This is a genomic window from Agrobacterium sp. RAC06 (assembly GCF_001713475.1).
Classification (GTDB): Bacteria; Pseudomonadota; Alphaproteobacteria; order Rhizobiales; family Rhizobiaceae; genus Allorhizobium.
Genome location: NZ_CP016499.1, coordinates 876,122 through 896,147 on the forward strand (window position 1 = coordinate 876,122; position 20,026 = coordinate 896,147).

The 20,026-nt window shown below is 60.8% G+C and carries 22 protein-coding genes and 1 pseudogene; 12 read left to right on the top strand and 11 right to left on the bottom strand.

Translation table 11 applies throughout. The features are described 5' to 3' along the window. Window positions 1–90 precede the first annotated feature (90 nt). From BSY240_RS04120 to sufA, 3 genes are all read right to left on the bottom strand, one after another. On the bottom strand, window positions 91–714 hold the full coding sequence (locus tag BSY240_RS04120; protein WP_054150178.1) for a LysE family translocator: 624 nt from the start codon (window positions 712–714) through the stop codon (window positions 91–93). Between the two features lies 1 nt (window position 715). After that, window positions 716–1,165, bottom strand: a complete 450-nt coding sequence (locus BSY240_RS04125; protein ID WP_054150177.1) for an Lrp/AsnC family transcriptional regulator — start codon at window positions 1,163–1,165, stop codon at window positions 716–718. Between the two features lie 122 nt (window positions 1,166–1,287). Next, window positions 1,288–1,674 carry a Fe-S cluster assembly scaffold SufA gene (sufA, locus tag BSY240_RS04130; protein WP_069041504.1) on the bottom strand — a complete coding sequence of 129 codons (387 nt, stop codon included), beginning with the start codon at window positions 1,672–1,674 and terminating at the stop codon, window positions 1,288–1,290. Between the two features lie 447 nt (window positions 1,675–2,121). Between sufA and rutA the strand changes: the two genes are divergently transcribed. The 5 genes from rutA (at window position 2,122) to BSY240_RS04155 (ending at window position 5,882) form a co-directional block, all read left to right on the top strand. After that, entirely contained in the window at window positions 2,122–3,213 is a 1,092-nt protein-coding gene (gene rutA / locus BSY240_RS04135; RefSeq protein WP_054150175.1) for a pyrimidine utilization protein A, read from the top strand. Beyond that, window positions 3,210–3,956: a pyrimidine utilization protein B gene (gene rutB, locus BSY240_RS04140; protein ID WP_054150174.1), complete on the top strand. Its 747-nt coding sequence runs from the start codon at window positions 3,210–3,212 to the stop codon at window positions 3,954–3,956. Before rutA ends, rutB begins: the two co-directional genes overlap by 4 nt. A gap of 46 nt (window positions 3,957–4,002) precedes the next feature. Continuing rightward, on the top strand, window positions 4,003–4,392 hold the full coding sequence (rutC, locus tag BSY240_RS04145; protein ID WP_054150173.1) for a pyrimidine utilization protein C: 390 nt from the start codon (window positions 4,003–4,005) through the stop codon (window positions 4,390–4,392). Between the two features lie 171 nt (window positions 4,393–4,563). After that, window positions 4,564–5,349 (top strand): pyrimidine utilization protein D, encoded by a 786-nt coding sequence (gene rutD, locus BSY240_RS04150; RefSeq protein ID WP_069041505.1) that lies wholly within the window; start codon window positions 4,564–4,566, stop codon window positions 5,347–5,349. Window positions 5,350–5,360: 11 nt separating this feature from the next. After that, on the top strand, window positions 5,361–5,882 hold the full coding sequence (locus BSY240_RS04155; RefSeq protein ID WP_069041506.1) for a flavin reductase: 522 nt from the start codon (window positions 5,361–5,363) through the stop codon (window positions 5,880–5,882). Window positions 5,883–5,948: 66 nt separating this feature from the next. Here the strand turns inward: BSY240_RS04155 and BSY240_RS04160 are convergent, their stop codons facing one another. The 6 genes from BSY240_RS04160 to BSY240_RS04190 form a co-directional block, all read right to left on the bottom strand. Beyond that, the gene (locus BSY240_RS04160) at window positions 5,949–6,323 is read right to left on the bottom strand and encodes an SUF system Fe-S cluster assembly protein (protein WP_082347690.1); all 375 of its coding nucleotides are present in this window, start codon (window positions 6,321–6,323) and stop codon (window positions 5,949–5,951) included. A gap of 12 nt (window positions 6,324–6,335) precedes the next feature. After that, on the bottom strand, window positions 6,336–7,580 hold the full coding sequence (locus BSY240_RS04165; RefSeq protein WP_054150169.1) for a cysteine desulfurase: 1,245 nt from the start codon (window positions 7,578–7,580) through the stop codon (window positions 6,336–6,338). Next, complete coding sequence (gene sufD / locus BSY240_RS04170; RefSeq protein WP_069041507.1) at window positions 7,573–8,850, bottom strand: Fe-S cluster assembly protein SufD; 1,278 nt, start codon at window positions 8,848–8,850, stop codon at window positions 7,573–7,575. The genes BSY240_RS04165 and sufD overlap by 8 nt, the downstream gene beginning before the upstream one ends. Before the next feature lie 29 nt (window positions 8,851–8,879). Next, window positions 8,880–9,635 (bottom strand): Fe-S cluster assembly ATPase SufC, encoded by a 756-nt coding sequence (sufC, locus tag BSY240_RS04175; protein WP_054150226.1) that lies wholly within the window; start codon window positions 9,633–9,635, stop codon window positions 8,880–8,882. Between the two features lie 249 nt (window positions 9,636–9,884). Further along, the gene (gene sufB / locus BSY240_RS04185) at window positions 9,885–11,354 is read right to left on the bottom strand and encodes a Fe-S cluster assembly protein SufB (RefSeq protein WP_069041509.1); all 1,470 of its coding nucleotides are present in this window, start codon (window positions 11,352–11,354) and stop codon (window positions 9,885–9,887) included. A gap of 141 nt (window positions 11,355–11,495) precedes the next feature. Next, a complete protein-coding gene (locus BSY240_RS04190) occupies window positions 11,496–12,662 on the bottom strand; it encodes a cysteine desulfurase family protein (protein WP_069041510.1) in 1,167 nt (388 codons plus the stop codon). 205 nt (window positions 12,663–12,867) lie between these two features. Between BSY240_RS04190 and BSY240_RS04195 the strand changes: the two genes are divergently transcribed. The 4 genes from BSY240_RS04195 to BSY240_RS04210 are packed head-to-tail and all read left to right on the top strand — an operon-like array spanning window position 12,868 to window position 15,054. Then, entirely contained in the window at window positions 12,868–13,545 is a 678-nt protein-coding gene (locus tag BSY240_RS04195; RefSeq protein ID WP_054150164.1) for an alpha/beta hydrolase, read from the top strand. A 1-nt stretch (window position 13,546) separates the two neighbouring features. Next, window positions 13,547–13,987, top strand: a complete 441-nt coding sequence (locus BSY240_RS04200) for a putative toxin-antitoxin system toxin component, PIN family (protein ID WP_069041511.1) — start codon at window positions 13,547–13,549, stop codon at window positions 13,985–13,987. Then, on the top strand, window positions 13,968–14,177 hold the full coding sequence (locus BSY240_RS04205) for a hypothetical protein (RefSeq protein WP_054150162.1): 210 nt from the start codon (window positions 13,968–13,970) through the stop codon (window positions 14,175–14,177). Before BSY240_RS04200 ends, BSY240_RS04205 begins: the two co-directional genes overlap by 20 nt. Before the next feature lie 31 nt (window positions 14,178–14,208). Then, complete coding sequence (locus BSY240_RS04210; protein WP_069041512.1) at window positions 14,209–15,054, top strand: patatin-like phospholipase family protein; 846 nt, start codon at window positions 14,209–14,211, stop codon at window positions 15,052–15,054. Here the strand turns inward: BSY240_RS04210 and BSY240_RS24305 are convergent. Together BSY240_RS24305 and BSY240_RS04215 are read right to left on the bottom strand one after the other, a co-directional pair. Continuing rightward, on the bottom strand, window positions 15,006–15,569 hold the full coding sequence (locus BSY240_RS24305) for a GNAT family N-acetyltransferase (protein WP_236759353.1): 564 nt from the start codon (window positions 15,567–15,569) through the stop codon (window positions 15,006–15,008). The genes BSY240_RS04210 and BSY240_RS24305 overlap by 49 nt on opposite strands. After that, window positions 15,561–16,670, bottom strand: a pseudogene (locus BSY240_RS04215) (anhydro-N-acetylmuramic acid kinase); the annotation flags it as partial. The gene BSY240_RS24305 and the pseudogene BSY240_RS04215, both read right to left, overlap by 9 nt. Before the next feature lie 138 nt (window positions 16,671–16,808). Here BSY240_RS04215 and tyrS point away from each other — a divergent pair. From tyrS to trmFO, 3 genes are all read left to right on the top strand, one after another. Next, on the top strand, window positions 16,809–18,065 hold the full coding sequence (gene tyrS, locus BSY240_RS04220) for a tyrosine--tRNA ligase (protein ID WP_069041513.1): 1,257 nt from the start codon (window positions 16,809–16,811) through the stop codon (window positions 18,063–18,065). 257 nt (window positions 18,066–18,322) lie between these two features. Then, window positions 18,323–18,466, top strand: coding sequence for a DUF1127 domain-containing protein (locus BSY240_RS04225; protein WP_006728564.1), 144 nt, complete (start codon window positions 18,323–18,325; stop codon window positions 18,464–18,466). 142 nt (window positions 18,467–18,608) lie between these two features. Next, window positions 18,609–20,018, top strand: a complete 1,410-nt coding sequence (gene trmFO, locus BSY240_RS04230; RefSeq protein ID WP_069041514.1) for a methylenetetrahydrofolate--tRNA-(uracil(54)-C(5))-methyltransferase (FADH(2)-oxidizing) TrmFO — start codon at window positions 18,609–18,611, stop codon at window positions 20,016–20,018. Window positions 20,019–20,026 lie beyond the last annotated feature (8 nt).

Consider the following 20,026-nt stretch of genomic DNA (forward strand, 5'->3'; position numbering starts at 1 on the left):
ATAAACATTGGATTTCCAAGAGAATCGATGGAGCATCCCACAGTGCTCACCTGCAGGGTGACGGCATGTGCCGACACGCGTTGAAGGGGTTCAGATGGCGTTCAATGCGGCATGCAGCAGCGCGATGATACCGAAGGCGATCAGAATGAACGCAGAGACCCGGCTGACCAGGGTTGCAAATCCCTCGGGGAGCCGCGTGCGCACCACGGTCACGGCACCGCTCAGGAAGAACCACCAGGCAAGCGAGCCGAAGAAGACACCTGCCACCAGTAGCACGCCTTCCCAACCGCCCTCGCCCGCCGCGAGCCCCAGTCCGGCAAAAATCGCTGCGAAGGTAAGGATCGTCGCGGGATTGGCGATGGTGAGCAGGAAGGTCGCGGCAATTGTCGACAGCAGGCTGTGGGCCTGGACAGAAGCTGCGGAGACCTCTGGGCGCGGCTTGAGCGCCGCCACGCCAAGATAGAGCAGGAACAAGCCGCCTGCGACCTGCAAGGGAAACACGATCCAGTCGAGATAGGATCCGAGCGCGTTAAAGCCGGCTGCAGCCATGGCGGCATAGACGCCATCGGCAATCGCGGTGCCCAGCCCTCCGGCAACGCCGGCCCAGAAGCCACGCTCCAGCGTACGATTGATGCAGAGCGCCCCTATCGGTCCGAGTGGTGCCGCGATCGCGACGCCCAGCACGAGCCCTTTCCCGAAAAGGAGCGCGTCCATGTCACTCCGTGCCGATCACATAGCTGCGTTCACTCGCCGTCGACAGCGCGATCATCGTCTCGCTGCGCGCAATCAGGCGCTCGCCCTTCAAGTCGGCGAGGAATGTCTCGATGCCCGTGAGGTCGGCCGTCCGGATCTTCAGCATATAGGACCAGCTACCGGTCACATGATGACATTCGAGCACGGCCGGGTGGGATTCTGCATAATCGCGAAAGGCAGCCTGTTCGGTGTCCTGCGGCAGGGTCACCAGCATGAAGGCGGTGATCGGCAGGCCCAGCGCCGCAGGATCCACCTCCAGGGTGAAGCGTCTGATGGCTCCCGACGCGACCAAGCGACGGATGCGTTCATTGACGGCGGAGGGCGAAAGCCCTACCACATCCCCGATGCTGGCGAGCGAACGGCGGGCATCCTCGGCCAAGAGATCGATAATTTTACGGTCACTGATATCCATAACCGCAGTTTATTTGCCTACATCGATATATCGCAAGATATTTTTTCGAATCTTGGCGAAAAAGAGTATTTTTACCGAATGAGAGCCGCCGAACTCTCCCGATCGGCGCATCGCCGTTCAAATCAGGCAGGAGCTGCCTGTCGCTGTTTCGCGAGTTCCGATAGATCGGCAGCCTTCAACTCCACGGACTCGCCGCAACCACAGGCAGATGTCTGATTCGGGTTGTGGAAGGTGAAACCGGACCGCAGCGTTGTGGTCTCGAAGCCCATTTCCGTACCGAGCAGATAGAGAACTGCGGCCGGATCGATCCAGACCGACGCGCCATCTTTCTCGATGCGGTCATCCCTCGGATTTGGTTCAGTCACCATATCGATGGTGTATTCCATCCCGGCGCAGCCACCCTTCTTGATGCCCACGCGGATGCCCTTGGCATCGGGACCGGAATTCTCGACGATCGCCCTGACGCGTGCGGCAGCCGCATCGCTCATGGTCATTACCTGAAAGCCCATCGGCACAGTCTCCATCAACAACCGGGTTCAAGGTCCGGCGTTTCTTCTGGCAATGTAAGGGAGGCGCCTCGTCGGTTCAATAGCTTAGGCTGCCAAGTGTGCCGCAGGCAGCGCATTGCGAACATGCCCGTCGCCTGATGATGATCAATCCTTGAGCACGACTGGATCACCCGAAAAACTTGATCTTTATCAGAAGCTTGAAACGCGCTCTTGCATGACGCTCCCCTCGTCCGCGATCAAAAATATTGCAGTGCACAGCGGGAACGGATGCAAACTCGGGCAAAAGCTCCCGAAATCGATGGAAATTTTGACCATCCGGTAAAATATTTCTCCAGTCAGCACCTAAGAAACTGTTCTTATTGTTTTTTTCGGACTGGCATAGCGATTGCTTCGTTCTCTGCGAAACAAAAAAGGCGCCCGGCGCGCCTCCAGAAGCGGAGAACAGATATGGAAATCGGCGTCTTTATCCCGATCGGCAACAATGGCTGGCTATTGTCGGAGAATGCCCCCCAATACAAGCCAAGCTTCGAACTCAACAAGGCGATCACGCTCAAGGCCGAATCTTACGGCTTCGACTTTGCGCTTTCGATGATCAAGCTGCGTGGTTTCGGCGGCAAGACAGAATTCTGGGACTATAACCTGGAAAGCTTCACGCTGATGGCAGGCCTCGCCGCCGTCACCTCGAAGATCAAGCTTTTCGGGACGGCCGCGACCCTGATCATGCCGCCGGCGATCGTCGCACGCATGGCCACCACGATCGATTCGATTTCCAATGGCCGCTTCGGCGTCAACCTGGTCACCGGCTGGCAGCGTCCGGAATACAGCCAGATGGGATTGTGGCCAGGCGACGACTACTTCTCCGACCGCTACGAATATCTGACCGAATACACGACCGTGCTGAAAGACCTTCTGACCACCGGTCAGTCTGACCTCAAGGGCAAACACTTCCAGATGGATGATTGCCGCATGAAGCCGATTCCCGAAGGCGATGTGAAGCTGATCTGCGCCGGATCCTCCAACTCTGGCATGGCCTTCTCGGCTCAGTTCGCGGACTATTCGTTCTGCTTCGGCGTCGGCGTCAACACGCCCAAGGCTTTCGCGCCGACCAACGAACGGCTGCTGGCCGCCACCGAAAAGACCGGCCGTGACGTACGCTCCTTCGTGCTGACCATGGTTCTGGCCGAGGAAACCACCGAGGAAGCCTTTGCCAAGTGGGAACACTACAAGGCAGGCGCCGACGAGGAAGCGATCAAGTGGCTTGGCCTGCAAAGTGCCGTCGACACGAAATCCGGTTCCGACACCAATGTCCGCCACATGGCGAACCCGGTGTCTGCTGTTAACATCAACATGGGCACGCTGATCGGCTCCTATGCCGAAGTCGCCGCCATGCTCGACGAGATGAGCGAAGTGCCGGGCACCGGTGGCGTGATGTTGACCTTCGACGACTTCCTCGAAGGCATCGAAAAGTTTGGCAAGTTCGTCCAGCCGCTGATGAAGAGCCGCGCGCATGTCAACCAGATGTTGGAGGCCGCCGAATGAGCGAGGCCGTTGTTGCAGGCTATCAGCCACGCCCGGAACTGACCAAAAGCGTCACGCTTCCGGCCCGCCCCGAACCGATCACGCTGAAGCCGTCGGAAACGGCAGTCGTCGTGGTCGACATGCAGAATGCCTATTCGACCGAAGGCGGCTATGTCGATCTCGCCGGCTTCGACATTTCCGGCGCCAAGGGCACGATCTCCAACATCAAGAAAACGCTTGATGCAGCCCGCGAAGCCGGTGTGCTGGTCGTCTATTTCCAGAACGGCTGGGATCCTGATTATGTCGAGGCTGGCGGCCCCGGATCGCCCAACTGGCACAAGTCGAATGCGCTGAAAACCATGCGCAAGCGGCCCGAACTGCAGGGGCAACTGCTTGCCAAGGGCACCTGGGATTATGCGATCGTCGACGAATTGCAGCCTAAGCCGGGCGACATTCTGGTGCCGAAGAGCCGCTATTCCGGCTTCTTCAACACCAACATGGACTCGGTTCTGCGGGCCCGCGGTATCCGCAACCTGGTCTTTGTGGGCATTGCCACCAATGTCTGCGTCGAAAGCTCGCTTCGCGATGCCTTCCACCTCGAATATTTCGGCGTGATGCTCGAGGACGCGACCCATCACCTCGGCCCCGACTTCATCCAGCAGGCGACCGTCTACAATGTCGAAAAGTTCTTCGGCTGGGTCGCGACCGTCAACGACTTCTGCGGTGCGATCGGACAGGCAGCGCCTGCCGATGCAGCCGAGTGATCATCCCCATACGAACCAGGCCCCATCAAACCAGGAGAATGTGAGAATGCCCAAGACCATCGTCGTCCCGGAAGGCACCCAGAAGCCGATCGCCCCCTATTCGCCCGGCGCCCTTGCCGATGGCGTGCTCTATGTCTCGGGGACCCTTCCCTTCGACAAAAACAACGACGTCGTGCATGTCGGCGACGCGGCCGCCCAGACACGCCATGTGCTGGAAACCATCAAGTCCGTCATCGAGACCGCCGGCGGCACGATGGACGACGTGACCATGAACCACATCTTCGTCACCGACTGGGCCAACTACCAGGCCGTCAACAAGGTCTATGCCGAATATTTCCCGGGCGACAAGCCGGCGCGCTACTGCGTGCAATGCGGCCTGGTGAAACCCGACGCTCTGGTCGAAATCGCGACCGTCGCACACATCGGGAAGAAGTGAGGGGAAGCACAGCCCCTCATCCCCTGCCGGGACTTTCTCCCCGCAAGAGGGGAGAAGAGACCTTTACGCAATCGCCTGCACCTGGGCTTCCCCTGCACAAAGGGCGGCCATCCCCTCTCCCCGCCTGCGGGGAGAGGGTCAGAGTGAAGGGCTAAGCCAGAGCAAAGACGTATGCATTACAACATCCACGGCCTTACCTCCCCCGATGCGCCGACCATCCTGCTCTCGTCAGGCCTCGGCGGCTCGGGCGGCTACTGGGTACCGCAGATCCCTGTCCTGGCCGAGCGGTTCCGCGTCATCACCTATGACCATCGCGGCTGCGGCAAGACGGGTGGCTCAGTGCCCGAGGTTGGCGGCATCACGGCCATGGCCGACGACGTGCTCGAAATCGTCGATACGCTCAAGCTCGAAAAATTCCATTTCATGGGTCATGCGCTGGGTGGCCTGATCGGGCTGGATCTGGCACTGCGCAGGCCCGAGCTCATCGAGAGCCTGATTCTCATCAATGCCTGGAGCAAGGCCGATCCACATTCCGGGCGCTGCTTCGACGTACGCATCGCACTCTTGGAAAACGCCGGCGTGGAGGCCTTCGTCAAGGCGCAGCCGCTGTTTCTTTATCCGGCGATCTACATGGCCGAGAACCCCGAGAAGATGGCGGCTGAAGAGGCCCATGCGCTCGCCCATTTCCAGGGACACGACAACATTCTGCGCCGGATTGCAGCACTGCGCGCCTTTGATGTCGACGACCGCCTCGGCGAGATCCAGACGCCGACGCTTGTCGTTGCCACTCGGGACGACCTGCTCGTTCCCTATTCGCGGTCGCTGCGCCTCTCAGACGGCTTGGCGAACGCAAATCTCGTGCTCACCGTCGCCGGTGGACACGCCGTCAACGTCACCTATCCGCAAACATTCAACAGCGCGGTGATCGACTTCCTGTCGACCCTCGAACACGCTTGAAGGAACCATCCATGCTGGCCACCAAGACCATCGCCCCTGTCGCAGCCGAAGGCAGCTCGCCGGAAGTGAGTGCGGCCTATCGCAACGGCATGGCCCGCCTTGCCGCAGCCGTGACCATCGTCACCACCGATGGCCCTGCCGGACGCGCCGGCTTTGCGGCAACCGCCGTCACCAGCGTTTCGGACAATCCGCCGACGCTGCTCGTCTGCCTCAACAAGGGCAGTTCAGCCTATCCGGCCGTTACCGCCAACGGCCTCGTATCAGTCAACGTGCTCGCCGCCGAGCATGAACCCGTCAGCCGGCTCTTTGGCGGCAAGACGCCCGTCGATGAGCGCTTCGCCGCCGCCACCTGGGATACGACGGCATCAGGCACGCCGCGCCTCGCAGACGCCCTCGTCTCGTTCGAGTGCCGGATCTCCGAAGTGCATGACGGAAAGACCCATGACGTTCTGTTCTGCGAAGTCCTCGATGTCACCACCCGCGAGGAGGGCCAGGCGCTCGTCTATTTCGACCGCGCCTATCGTACTGTTTGAGTACCAATCGGCTGAATGCAAAACGGCCCGCGCGAGGCGGGCCGTTTCGACGATTGCCTAATTCTCTCAGTACCAGCCGACGGCGACCTGCGCCTCTTCGGACATGCGGTCCGGCGTCCACGGCGGATCGAAGCTCATTTCCACTTCGACACCCGACACGCCTTCGACCGAACCTACGGCATTTTCGACCCAGCCCGGCATTTCGCCGGCGACCGGGCAACCGGGGGCCGTCAGCGTCATGACGATCTTGACCGTGCGATCGTCTTCGATATCGATCTTGTAGATTAGGCCGAGTTCGAAGATGTCGGAGGGAATTTCCGGATCATAGACTGTCTTCAGCGCGGCGATGATATCGTCCGACAGGCGGGCAACTTCATCCGACGGGATCGCGGTGTGGATGATGCCGTCACGGACATCGGGCTTGGTTTCGGTATCACTCATGGTGTTCATTCCTCAGGCGAAGAAGCTGCGGGCGTAATCCAGCGCGTCCGCCAGCGCATCGACTTCTTCCCTTGTGTTATAGAGACCGAAGGACGCCCGGCAAGTGGAAGTCACGCCGAAACGGGCGAGCAGCGGCTGGGCGCAATGGGTTCCGGCGCGAACGGCAACGCCGCGACGGTCGATCATGGTGGAGACATCATGGGCATGAATGCCGGCGAGTTCAAAGGAGAAGATCGCCCCCTTGCCCGGTGCATTGCCGATGATCCTGAGCGAATTGATCGCCGAGAGACGCTCATGCGCATAGGCGCGCAAGCTTTCCTCATGGGCGGCAATTGCCGGACGCCCCAAGCTTTCCATATAGTCGAGCGCATAACCTAGGCCGATCGCCTGGACGATCGGCGGCGTGCCGGCCTCGAAACGATGCGGCGGCTCGTTATAGGTGACGCGGTCTTCCGCGACTTCGATGATCATCTCACCGCCGCCCATGAAGGGGTCCATGTCGCGCAGGCGATCCATCTTGCCCCAGAGCACGCCGATGCCTGAGGGGCCGTAGAGCTTGTGGCCGGTGACGGCATACCAGTCGCAGCCGAGATCCTGAACATCGACGGGCATGTGGACAGCCCCTTGAGAGCCATCGACCATGACGGCTATTCCGCGCTCATGGGCGATCCGGCAGACTTCCTTGATCGGCACGACCGTGCCAAGCGCGTTCGACATATGGGTTATGGCGATCAGCTTTGTGCGCTCGGTCAGGCAAGCCACGAATGCTTCCATGTCGAAGGCGCCGTCATCGGTAACAGGCGCCCAGACGAGCTTGGCACCCTTGCGCTCGCGCAGGAAATGCCAGGGCACAATGTTGGAGTGATGCTCCATGATCGAGAGCACGATCTCGTCGCCCTCGCCGATATGCTTCATGCCCCAGCCATAGGCGACCGTGTTGATCGCTTCGGTCGACGACTTGGTGAAGATCACCTCGTCAATCGAGGGGGCATTCAGAAAACGGCGCACCTTTTCGCGCGCCGCTTCATAGGCGTCCGTCGCGGCATTGGACAGGAAATGAAGGCCACGATGCACATTGGCATATTCGTTCGAATAGGCGTAGCTGATCGCGTCAATCACCTGGCGCGGCTTCTGGGAAGAAGCTGCATTGTCAAGATAAACCAGCTTCTTGCCATAGACCTCGCGCGACAGGATCGGGAAATCCCGCCTGACGGCTTCGACGTCATATCCTGTCTTTACCGCGATCGTGTCAGCCATGATGCTCCAGCCAGTCGGTGATGATCTCTTCCAGGGCCTCGACGAGCGGCTCGTTTTCGAGCTCCTCGACGATTTCGGCGACGAAGCCGTTGATCAGCAGCGCGCGCGCCTTCTTTTCCGGAATGCCACGCGACATCAGGTAGTAGAGATGGCTCTTGTGAATGTCGGCAACCGTTGCGCCATGGGCGCACTGCACGTCGTCGGCAAAGATTTCGAGCTCGGGCTTGACCGAGAATTCGCAATCGTCGGACATCAGCAGCGTGTTGCAAGCCATGCGGGCATCGGTCTTCTGGGCGTCCGGGGCGACCCGGATCATGCCCTGGAAGACACCCTTGGCGCGATCGAAGACGACGTTGCGGATCACTTCCGTCGAGGTGGTGTTCGGCACGTCGTGGCCGAGCGTCATGGTGACGTCGGTATGGGTGTCACCGCCAAGCAGGTTGACGGCGCGCAGCGTGAAGTCGGAGCCTTCGCCAGCCGTCTTCACATGAATTTCCTGGCGCACCAGCTTGCCGCCAGCGTTGACGATGAAGAGGCGGAACTTGGCATCGGTGCCGAGCTCTGCACGGATCTGGCCGAGATGGGTATCGGCATCGCCTTCACCCTGGAGGATGATCCAGGTGATCTCGGCACCCTCGCCGAGCTTCAGGTCAGCCACAACAGAGGCGAGTGCGGCGGAACCGCTCTGGCCGACATGGCGCTCGATGACGGTGGCCTTGGAACCCTTGCCGAAGGTGGCCGGGAACCGCAGATGAAGTTGGCCTGCAGCATGCACAGACTGCAGTTCGATCGGTGCTTCGATTTCGGCGTCCTCGGCCACGTCGAGCGTGAAGCCGTCCCGCACGAAGGCGCCGTTCAGGCGGCCGATCGTGTCGTCGGCGCTGAAGGCGTTCAGGCCTTCGGCTGCGTCACCGTTCGTCAGCGCATCGCGATAGAGCGACACAGCAAGGCCTTCCGGCAGCGAAGCCGGCACCTCAGACACGCCCTGGAGGACGTTGAGCACGGTTGCGCCCGAAACCAGCGAACTGATCGCCTTGGCCACCGCCTGCGGCTCTTCGGCCGGAAGCGCGCGCAGCAGCGCCTTGAGGTCCGTGTAGTGGAAGGTCTCGACGCGGCGCGTCGGCAGACCCTGGCGCTTCAGGGCGTCGAACAGGCCGTCGCGCTTCAGAAGCACGGCGCCATCGCCCGGAAGGCTGCCGATCTGGTTGGTATAGGCGTCGATGATCTGGGTCTCGGCTACGGTGAGCCGGTTCGCCGCTTGCAATGTCATCGTTGCAACTCCTTTAAACTTGAGAGCCCTTAGGCAGCCTGACCGGTGATGTCGGCATAGCCGTTGGCTTCGAGTTCCAGCGCCAGGCTCTTGTCACCCGACTTGATGATCTGGCCCTTGTAGAGGACGTGCACGCTATCCGGCACGATGTAGTCGAGCAGGCGCTGGTAGTGGGTGATCACGACGGTTGCGCGGTCCGGACGCTTCAGCGCGTTCACACCATCAGCGACGATCTTCAGCGCATCGATGTCGAGGCCGGAATCGGTTTCGTCGAGGATGCAGAGCTTCGGCTCGAGCAGCGCCATCTGCAGGATTTCGGCGCGCTTCTTCTCACCGCCGGAGAACCCGACATTGAGAGGACGCTTCAGCATGTCGGGGTTGATCTTCAATTCGCCGGCGGCTTCCTTCACGCGGCGGATGAATTCCGGCGTCGTCAGCTCGTCTTCGCCACGCGCCTTGCGCTGCGAATTCATCGCGACCTTGAGAAACTGCATGGTGGCAACACCCGGGATTTCGACCGGATACTGGAAGGCGAGGAAAATACCCTTGGCAGCGCGCTCGGCCGGGTCGAGTTCCAGAATGCTCTCGCCGTTATAGAGGATGTCGCCTTCGGTGACTTCATAGTCTTCGCGGCCTGACAGGATGTAGGACAGCGTCGACTTGCCGGAGCCGTTCGGGCCCATGATGGCAGCGACTTCGCCGGCCTTCACGGTCAGGTTCAGGCCCTTGATGATTTCGGTGCCGTCTTCGGCGATGCGGGCATGGAGATTGCGGATTTCAAGCATGTCTGTGTTCCTGTTTCAGGCAGCCGGATCACTTCGACCGCGTGTAAGAATGATGAGCAGCCCCCGCCAGATCATTTCCAACCAGTTGTTGGAATACAAGGCGACGAAGAGAACTAGGAAGACCCAAGAAATCAGGAAAACCTGCGAGGATCGCCTGCCAATGGCCTGCATCCTTTTCTTGAGATACTTATGCTCCTGCTTCTTCGTCTCGGGCGGCTCCGTTTCCATCAATGGCGTTTCAAGCTGACATCAGCCGACCGAACCCTCCAGCGAGATGTTGATCAGCTTCTGCGCTTCAACCGCAAATTCCATCGGCAGCTGCTGGATGACGTCGCGGACGAAGCCGTTGACGATCAAAGCGATTGCCTCTTCTTCCGGGATGCCGCGCTGCATGGCGTAGAACTTCTGGTCCTCGGAGATCTTCGAGGTGGTCGCCTCGTGTTCGACCTTCGCCGTCGAGTTCTTCACCTCGATGTAAGGCACGGTATGCGCGCCGCAGGTGTCGCCAATCAGCAACGAATCGCAATTGGTGAAGTTGCGGGCGTTTTCCGCCTTGCGATGCATCGAGACCTGGCCACGATAGGTGTTCTGCGACACGCCGGCGGAGATGCCCTTGGAGATGATCCGGCTCTTGGTGTTCTTGCCGAGATGGATCATCTTCGTGCCGCTGTCGACCTGCTGGTGACCGTTGGAAACGGCGATCGAGTAGAACTCGCCCTGGCTGTCGTCGCCGCGCAGAATGCAGGACGGGTATTTCCAGGTGATCGCCGAACCGGTTTCGACCTGGGTCCAGGAGATCTTCGAACGGTCGCCACGGCAATCGCCACGCTTGGTGACGAAGTTGTAGATGCCGCCCTTGCCGTCCTTGTCACCGGGATACCAGTTCTGGACGGTCGAATACTTGATCTCGGCATCATCCATGGCAACGAGTTCGACCACGGCTGCGTGCAGCTGGTTTTCGTCGCGCTGGGGTGCCGTGCAGCCTTCGAGATAGGAGACATAGGAGCCTTCCTCGGCGATGATCAGCGTGCGCTCGAACTGGCCGGTGTTCTTCTCGTTGATACGGAAGTATGTCGACAATTCCATCGGGCAGCGAACGCCCTTCGGAATGTAGACGAAGGAGCCGTCGGTGAAGACGGCGCAGTTCAGCGTCGCATAATAGTTGTCCGTGACCGGAACGACCGAGCCGAGATATTTCTTCACCAGATCCGGATATTCGCGGATGGCTTCCGAGATCGACATGAAGATCACGCCGGCCTTCATCAATTCGGCCTTGAAGGTCGTGACGACCGAGACCGAATCGAAAACGGCATCGACGGCGATCTTCGAGGTCTGGACGCCTGCCAGCATTTCCTGCTCGCGCAGGGGAATCCCGAGCTTCTCATAGACCTTCAGAAGCTCCGGATCGACGTCGTCGATCGTGGTCGGGCCGGCTGTGCTCTTCGGCGCGGCGTAGTAATAGATGTCGTTGAAGTCGATCTTCGGATAATCGACGCGGGCCCAGGTGGGCTCGACCATCGTCAGCCAGCGCCTGTAGGCGTCGAGGCGCCATTCAAGCATCCATTCCGGCTCGTTCTTCTTTGCCGAAATGAAGCGGACGATGTCTTCCGACAGGCCCTTCGGGGCCTTGTCGACTTCGATGGTGGTTTCAAAACCATACTTGTACTGATCCACATCGATCTGGCGGACCTGATCGATCGTTTCCTGCACAGCAGCCATGGTCGTTCTCCAATCTTGCCGGGCCAAATTCCGGCAGCTTGTTAACGTTGGGCGGTGACCCGCCATACTTAAGGTTCCCGAGCCACCATTTCACCCCTCTTGGCAAGGGAAAAACGACGTTTGGCCCGGTTTTTCGCCGCCTTAGGCGGCCTGCCCCGCCGGTTTGCGGCGGGCAGCAATCTTCACAAAGGCGCCCAGAAAGCGATCGATGTCGCTTTCCGTCGTATCAGCGCCGATCGACAGGCGCAGCGCCCCGGTCGAGGCATCCTTACCCATGGCGGTCAGCACATGGCTCGCGCCGACCTTGCCCGACGAGCAGGCGGCACCGGCCGATAGCGCAATACCTTCGAGATCGAAAGCGATCTGACCGGTTTCTGCCTTCAGCCCCGGCAGATGGAAGAAACTCGTATTGCCGACCCGCGCCTCGCCTCTCCCGTAGATGACCGTATCCGGTGCAGCAGCAAGCATACCGGCTTCGGCCTTGTCTCGCAGCGCTGCTATCGCGGCATTTCGCTCGACCAGATCCTTCGTCATCACGGAGGCCGACGCACCAAAGCCGGTCACAGCTGCCAGGTTCTCCGTGCCGGCGCGGTGGCCCTTTTCCTGGCCACCGCCGCGCACCAGAGGTTCCGGCATCAGCGTTTCGCCGCGCGACACAAGCGCGCCAACACCCTTCGGGCCGCCCAGCTTGTGGGCCGACAGGATCAGGAAGTCGGCGCCGAGATCTGCGATCGACAGCGGAATGCGGCCTGCCGCCTGCACGGCATCAACCACCAGCAATCCGCCAAACTTCTTTACGGTGGCGGAGATCTCCCGGATTGGCTGGATGATCCCGGTTTCGTTGTTTACGAGCATGACGGCGACCAATGGCAGACCGTCTGCCGGATCATGCGACGCGAGCTGAGCGGCCAGCGCATCGACATCCAGTATGCCCGAACGGGTCACCGGAACTTCCGTCACCTGATCTGCGGAAAACCGGCCGCCGGCCCTCACTGCCGGGTGCTCAATGGCGGAAACATAAAGACGCCCGAGCGCCACACTGGACTTACCCATGCGATAGATGGGCGACAACACCTGATTGGCGGCTTCGGTCGCACTCGCGGTGAAGGTCACATGCGCCGGCTCGGCACCGACGAGGTGCGCCACCTCGCGGCGTGCCTTCTCGATGACGGCCCGGGCTGCGCGCCCCTCGGCATGAACGGAAGACGGATTGCCGGGCATTGAAAGCGCATCGAGCATGGCCTCGCGCGCCGCGCCCATCAGGGGTGCGGTGGCGTTCCAGTCGAGATAGATGCGCGCAGCGGCCATCCTTGCTTCAGACTCCCATACTCATGTCGGCGCATTTTCCTTGAAATATCCGCCGGGCTTGCCTTATGACACCTTCACCCCGGATGCGACGCCATCCAGTTTCGAACGGTTCTAAACTTCGTTCTAGAAAAGCTGACTGACGCCGTCAAGTCAGCTTTCTAATTTGGTGTTGACGAACCGCAAAAATGTCAGGGACCGGAACCTAATGCCCGAAGTGATTTTCAACGGCCCCGCGGGTCGTCTCGAAGGCCGTTATCAACCCTCCAAGGAAAAGAGCGCACCGATCGCGATCATCCTTCATCCGCATCCGCAATTCGGCGGGACGATGAACAACCAGATCGTCTACCAGCTGTTCTACATGTTCCAGAAGCGCGGTTTCACCACGCTCCGCTTCAACTTCCGCGGCATCGGCCGCAGCCAGGGCGAGTTCGACCATGGTGCGGGCGAGCTTTCGGATGCCGCATCGGCCCTCGACTGGGTTCAGAGCCTGCATCCGGATTCGAAGAGCTGCTGGGTTGCCGGTTATTCCTTCGGGTCATGGATCGGCATGCAGCTCCTGATGCGTCGTCCCGAGATCGAAGGCTTCATGTCGATCGCGCCGCAGCCGAACATCTACGACTTCTCGTTCCTCGCCCCCTGCCCGTCATCAGGCCTGATCATCAACGGCGACAGCGACAAGGTGGCCCCTGAAAAGGATGTGCTTGGCCTCGTCGACAAGCTGAAGACCCAGAAGGGTATCCTGATCACCCACAAGACGGTGCCGGGCGCCAACCACTTCTTCAACGGCCAGGTGGAAACGCTGATGGGCGAATGCGAAGACTATCTCGACCGTCGCCTCGATGGCGAACTGGTCCCCGAACCGGCCGCCAAGCGGATCCGGTAAGATGATCCGGATCGTGGCCGATACAAACGTTCTCGTCAGCGCTTGTATCGGCCGCGGCCCAGCCTCGAAAGTGATCGAGGCGTGCCTGGACGGGCGTCTCGTCCCTTTTCTGTCCGGTCCACTTCTGCTCGAATACCGCGACGTACTCTCCAGAACAGAGCCTTTTGCGAACGGACGAATGTCCGCCAACGAACGGCTAGCGCTGATGGATATCTTTGTTTCTCGCTGCCAATGGCGGACCGCGCATTTCAAGTGGCGGCCCAATCTCGTCGATGAAGCCGACAATCACCTGCTCGAATTGGCAATCTCGGCCAACGCGCATATACTCGTGACGTCGAACGTCCGAGATTTTGAAAAGGCGGAACTCAGGTTCCCGCACATCAAGATCGAGACACCAGCGGCTACTGTCCGGAGGCTTGAAGATGAACGCTTTAACCGTTGAGCTGAGTTCAGAGGTTCACGAAAAGGTGGATCTGATTGCAGCTGAGAAGGGTGTCTCTCCTGAACGCCTGGTGTCAGAGATGGCCGCGGAAATGGTCAAGCAACATGAAGCCTACCGGCTGTTCGAGGAAATGGCGGCGCGCGGCAAGGGAAGAGAAGCGGAAGCTCTCGAACTTCTTCGGCGTGATTAAACACTCTTTCGATTTCAGACTGTGATTTTGAATGACCTCACCCCTCACCTTTGACGCCGTCGGCCTCGCAGGCGGCGGTAACCGCTGCTACTGGCAGAGCGGCTTCCTCAAGGCCTATAGCGAACATCATCCGCTCAAGCCGCGCTTCTATGTCGCCGTTTCGGCCAGCGCCTATCACGGCGCGATGCACCTTGCCGGCGTCGGCGACCGTGTCAGGGCTTCCGCCTTCGCCTTTGCCGAAAAGGGCCATCGCGGTGTTGACTGGCGGGCGCTCCGGCGGCGGGAATCGCCGCTCGTGGTCGGCGCGCTGTTCCGGCAACTGCTCGCAGACGCGTTTGGCGAACAAGAACTCGCCGCGCTAAAGGCGGCGCCGCCGATGCTGATCCAGCTCTCCGGCCTGCCGGACTGGATGCCCGGTGCGTTCGGTGCACTGGGCTCGATCGGCGCCTACCAGATCGAGAAGCTTCTGACCGACGGCACCCATTCCAAGGCTGGTCTGCGGATGAGATTGCGCCCCACCTGGATCTCGACGCACAATTGCGACTATCCCGGCGAACTGGTCGATGCGCTGATGGCAACCTCGTCCGTGCCGCCCTTCATGCCGGTCGGGCGCGTCAGGGGTCGCGCCTATCTCGACGGCGGCCTCGTCGACAATCCACCGCTGATGAAACTGAGCGAGGTCGAGACCAAGGGCTGGAAGACACTGCTTCTGACCACCCGATTTGGCCGACAGCCGCCTTCCGCCCCCAATCGCGTGGTGGTCGGCCCGAGCGAGGACATCCCGGTCAGCAAGTTCTCTGTCGGCGACGCGGCCGGGATCCGGCACGCCTATGAAGTGGGTTTGCGGGACGGGCTGGCGTTTGCGAGATCCGCATAAACGGCTCGGGTCATTTCAAAGAAGCGGCAGGGTTCCCCTCGCACGGTGCGCATGTCGATGTCCCGGAAGCCTGTCTTTTTGAGGATGTGTAAGGAGGCCGCGTTGTCGACATGCGCCATGGCCTCCAGCCGCTCCCCAACCTCAGCCTCGAAGAACCACCCAACCAGAGCGCTAGCGATCTCACTCGCGTAACCCCTACCCCATTCGGACTGGGCGATCGAATAGGCAAGTTGATGGACTTGGGCGTCTTCGTACCAGCTGATGCCGGCGCGCCCGACGAATTGCGAACCACTGGCCGTCATCAGCTTCAAGGTGGAGAAGCCATGGCGGTGAAAGCCTGTCCGCCACCCCGCCAGTCGCTCTCGTGCGTAGTCCCGATCCCAGGGCTTGCCGTTCCCGACATAGGCGCTGGTCTCCGGCGTGCCGTGCAATTCGACAAGACGCTCTTCGTCACCATCCAACCACCGTGTCAGGACAAGACGCGGCGTCCGCAGGATCACGGATGGCGCCAGCACACCACCAATGACCGGCGCTTTCACGCCGGTCGTTCCCGGAAAGGTCAGCGGCAGCCCCCGCGCCGAGCGCACCGCAAGATAGGCCCAGGCCTCCGCCTCCATGGCATCACCATCAAAGTCCGCCTCCTCGGCGGTTACCACCCTTGCTCCCTTTTCGCCGGCAAGTCGCACCAGATCCGCCATGATCGTTTGGTTCAGGCGTCCACCGCCGCAGATGACATAGGTCTTCGTCGGGGTTGGCAGATGGCCTGCCGATTTGAGGATCGCGGCTGCCGAGACGAAGGCAAGCGTACGGGCGCCGTCCGACAGTTCGGCCTCGTGGCCTTCAGGCGGACGAAAATCGTTGCGGTCCAGCGAGCGGCGCGTGCTTGCGGTGAAGAAGGAATTGTCCAGATAGCGCTCGGCGAGCGGCATGATGACCGAACCTTCAGAGGCGATGCGACCGCCGTCGTCGTAAGGTATGCCCGCATGGGCCTCGACCCATTGATCGATCAGCGTGTTGCCCGGTCCGCTGTCGAAGCCGATGATCGTGCCGTCGCGGTCGAGGAAGGTCAGGTTCGAGATGCCGCCGATATTGACGAAGCAGACCGGCCATTGATCCACCGGGATTTGATGCGCCAATGCCTGGTGATAGACCGGGACCAGCGGGGCGCCCTGCCCGCCATGGACCATGTCGTTGGCGCGCATGTCATAGACGACGTCGATGCCGGTTTCACCCGCCAGCAGCGGCCCGTCGCCGAGCTGTACGGTCAAGGCGTCATCCGGCCTGTGCAACACCGTCTGGCCGTGGAAGCCGATGAGGTCGATGTCCTCACGCTTGAGCTTCTCTTGCTGCAGGAAAAGCGCCACGGCCTGTGCATGACGTAGAGTCAGGTCCCTCTCCATACGGGAGAGTTCTCCCGGCCGTTCGTCGCGTTGCTTGATGGCTTTCGCGTCTTCCAATGCCTGCTTCAACCGGTCGCGGAAGGCGGGCTCGTAGGGCACGGAGAGGAAACCGCCGCGCTCGACGACCGCCTCGCCATCGGTACGGACCAGCGCCACATCGATGCCATCCATCGAGGTGCCGCTCATCAACCCGATTGCCGTCCTGATTTCCGCCATTTCACACCCGATTCGGTCCGTCAACTCGCCGGACATTCATGACCGAGACGGGTGCACAATTCAAAAAACAATGCTAAAGCCCGCGCGGATTTCCAAGATTGCCACCGAAAGACCAGAGAAACCGAAAGCAACAGCGTCATGACGAAGTTCAAGTCCGATTTCCTCCGCATCCTCTCCGAGCGCGGCTTCATTCATCAGATGTCCGATGAAACGGGGCTTGACGACCTGCTCGCCAAGGAGAGCGTGACGGCCTATATCGGCTATGACCCGACGGCATCCAGCTTGCATGTCGGCCACCTGATGCAGATCATGATGCTGCGCTGGTTCCAGCAGACCGGCCACCAGCCGATCTCGCTGATGGGCGGCGGTACCGGCATGGTCGGCGACCCCTCCTTCAAGGAGGAGGCGCGCAAGCTGATGACGATCGAGACGATTGAAGAAAATATCGCCTCGATCAAACGCTGCTTCTCGCATTACCTCGACTACAACCAGGGGCCGAAGGGCGGCGCCCTGATGATTAACAATGCCGAATGGCTGCGTCCGCTCAACTATCTCGAATTCCTGCGCGATGTCGGCCGGCATTTCTCGGTCAACCGCATGCTCTCCTTCGACAGCGTCAAGACGCGGCTTGACCGCGAGCAGTCGCTGTCCTTCCTGGAATTCAACTACATGATCCTCCAGGCTTACGACTTCGTCGAGCTGAACCAGCGCTACGGCTGCAGGCTGCAGATGGGCGGTTCCGACCAGTGGGGCAACATCATCAACGGCATCGACCTCGGCCACCGCATGGGCACGCCGCAGCTCTATGCGCTGACCGCACCGCTGCTCACCACCTCCTCCGGCGCCAAGATGGGCAAGTCGGCCTCGGGCGCTGTATGGCTCAATGCCGACCTCTTGCCGGTCTATGACTTCTGGCAGTACTGGCGCAACACCGAGGATGCCGACGTCGTGCGCTTCCTCAAGCTCTTCACCATCCTGCCGATGGACGAGATCGCACGTCTGGCAGCGCTTGGTGGCTCGGAGATCAACGAAGCCAAGAAGATCCTCGCCACGGAAGTGACGACGCTGCTGCATGGTCGCGACGCCGCTGAACAGGCTGCCGAAACGGCCCGCAAGACCTTCGAGGAAGGGGCGCTTGCCGACACGCTGCCGACCGTCGAAGTCGCGGCCAGCGAGCTGGAAGCGGGCATCGGCTTGCTCGGACTGATCGTCAAGGCGGGCCTTGCCGCCTCGAACGGCGAAGCCCGCCGTCACGTGCAGGGCGGTGCGGTCAAGATCAACGATGCAGGCGTCTCCGACGAGCGCATGTCTGTGGGCACTGCAGAGGTCACGGCGGATGGCGTCATCAAGCTTTCGCTCGGAAAGAAGAAGCACATTCTGATCAAGCCGGTCTGATCAACGACCAAGCCCCGGAACGCCTTTGAAAAGCCCGAAATCGCGGGCTTTTCTGCATCGGTAAACGGGCGTTAACGCATGGCGCATTTTTCGCCAGCCAACCCGGCCTGCCACATATCACGGCAACCTCATGCACAAATGCATAGCAGTCGCACATTATTTGCACTGCACAATCTTGTTTTACAGGCGTATAAGAAGGTCAATCGCCGATGCGGGAAAGACCGCAGGATCAGCGAACATTCGACGAGGAAACGACCATGAACCCGATCCGCATTGCAAAGAACTGGATCAGCTACCGCCGCACGATGAACGAACTGGGCAACCTGTCTTCGCAGACCCTGAACGACATCGGCATCACCCGCTACGAAATCCGCAACATCGCTTCGCGCTCCTTCCGTTAATCGGACCTGCGAGAAGCAGCCTGTCAAACGGCACCGCATGGTGCCGTTTTTGATTCCTGCGTCGCGAATGTGAACGCTCGGCGAGCTGCATGGCTTCAGACATGATGGACCTCGCGCCGCGAGCCGTGATATGGAGCCGCCCATGACAAACAGCTCCTTCTCCCCCATTCACATCATCGGCGGCGGTCTTGCAGGCTCGGAGGCCGCCTGGCAGGTGGCCCAGGCCGGCGTCCCGGTCATCCTGCACGAAATGCGCGGCGTGCGCGGCACCGATGCACACAAGACCGACGGCTTGGCCGAGCTGGTCTGCTCCAACTCCTTTCGCTCTGACGATGCGACATCGAATGCCGTCGGCGTCATCCATGCCGAGATGCGGCTCGCGGGCTCGTTGATCATGGCCTGCGCCGACAAACACCAGGTTCCGGCCGGTGGCGCGCTCGCGGTTGACCGCGACGGCTTCTCCGAGGCCGTCACGGCCGAGATCCAACGGCATCCGCTGATCGCAGTCGTACGTGAGGAAGTGACGGGCCTGCCGCCGGAGGACTGGGATCTCGCCATCATTGCGACAGGCCCCCTCACCTCGCCGGCGCTCGCCGAAGCCATCCGCGAGCGGACCGGCAAGGATGCGCTTGCCTTCTTCGATGCGATTGCACCGATCGTGCATACCGACAGCATCGACATGGACACCTGCTGGTTCCAGTCGCGCTACGACAAGGTAGGCCCCGGCGGCACGGGCAAGGATTATATCAACTGCCCCCTCGACGAGACACAGTACAATGCCTTCATCGACGCACTGATTGCCGGTGACGCCGTCGGCTTCAAGGAATGGGAAGGCACGCCCTATTTCGATGGCTGCCTGCCGATCGAAGTCATGGCGGAACGCGGCCGCGAAACGCTGCGCCACGGGCCGATGAAGCCGATGGGCCTCACCAATGCCCACAACCCGACAGTCAAGCCCTATGCCGTCGTGCAGCTGCGCCAGGATAATGCGCTGGGCACGCTCTACAACATGGTCGGTTTCCAGACGAAGCTGCGCTACGGCGCCCAGGCCGAGATCTTTCGGATGATCCCGGGCCTGGAAAATGCGGAATTTGCCCGGCTCGGCGGGTTACACCGCAATACCTATATCCACTCACCGACGCTTCTCGACCAGAGCCTGCAGCTGAAGGCCCGTCCGGGCCTGCGCTTCGCCGGCCAGATCACCGGTTGCGAAGGCTATGTAGAGAGCGCCTCGATCGGCCTGCTGGCCGGGCGCTTTGCAGCGGCCCAGCGCAAGGGCGAGACGATCAGCGTGCCACCGGCGACGACCGCGCTTGGCTCGCTGCTCAACCACATCACGGGCGGCCATATCGTTTCCGACGAGGAGCCTGGCAAGCGCTCGTTCCAGCCGATGAACATCAATTTCGGATTGTTCCCCGAGCTTGAGCCCGGATCGATCGTCAAGCCAGAGGGCGTCAAGCGCTTCCGCGGCAAGGACAAGACGATAATGAAGCGTCAACTGATCGCCGCGCGCGCCCTCGAACACTGCAAGACCTGGCTCGGCGCTGCCTGACGGCGGCG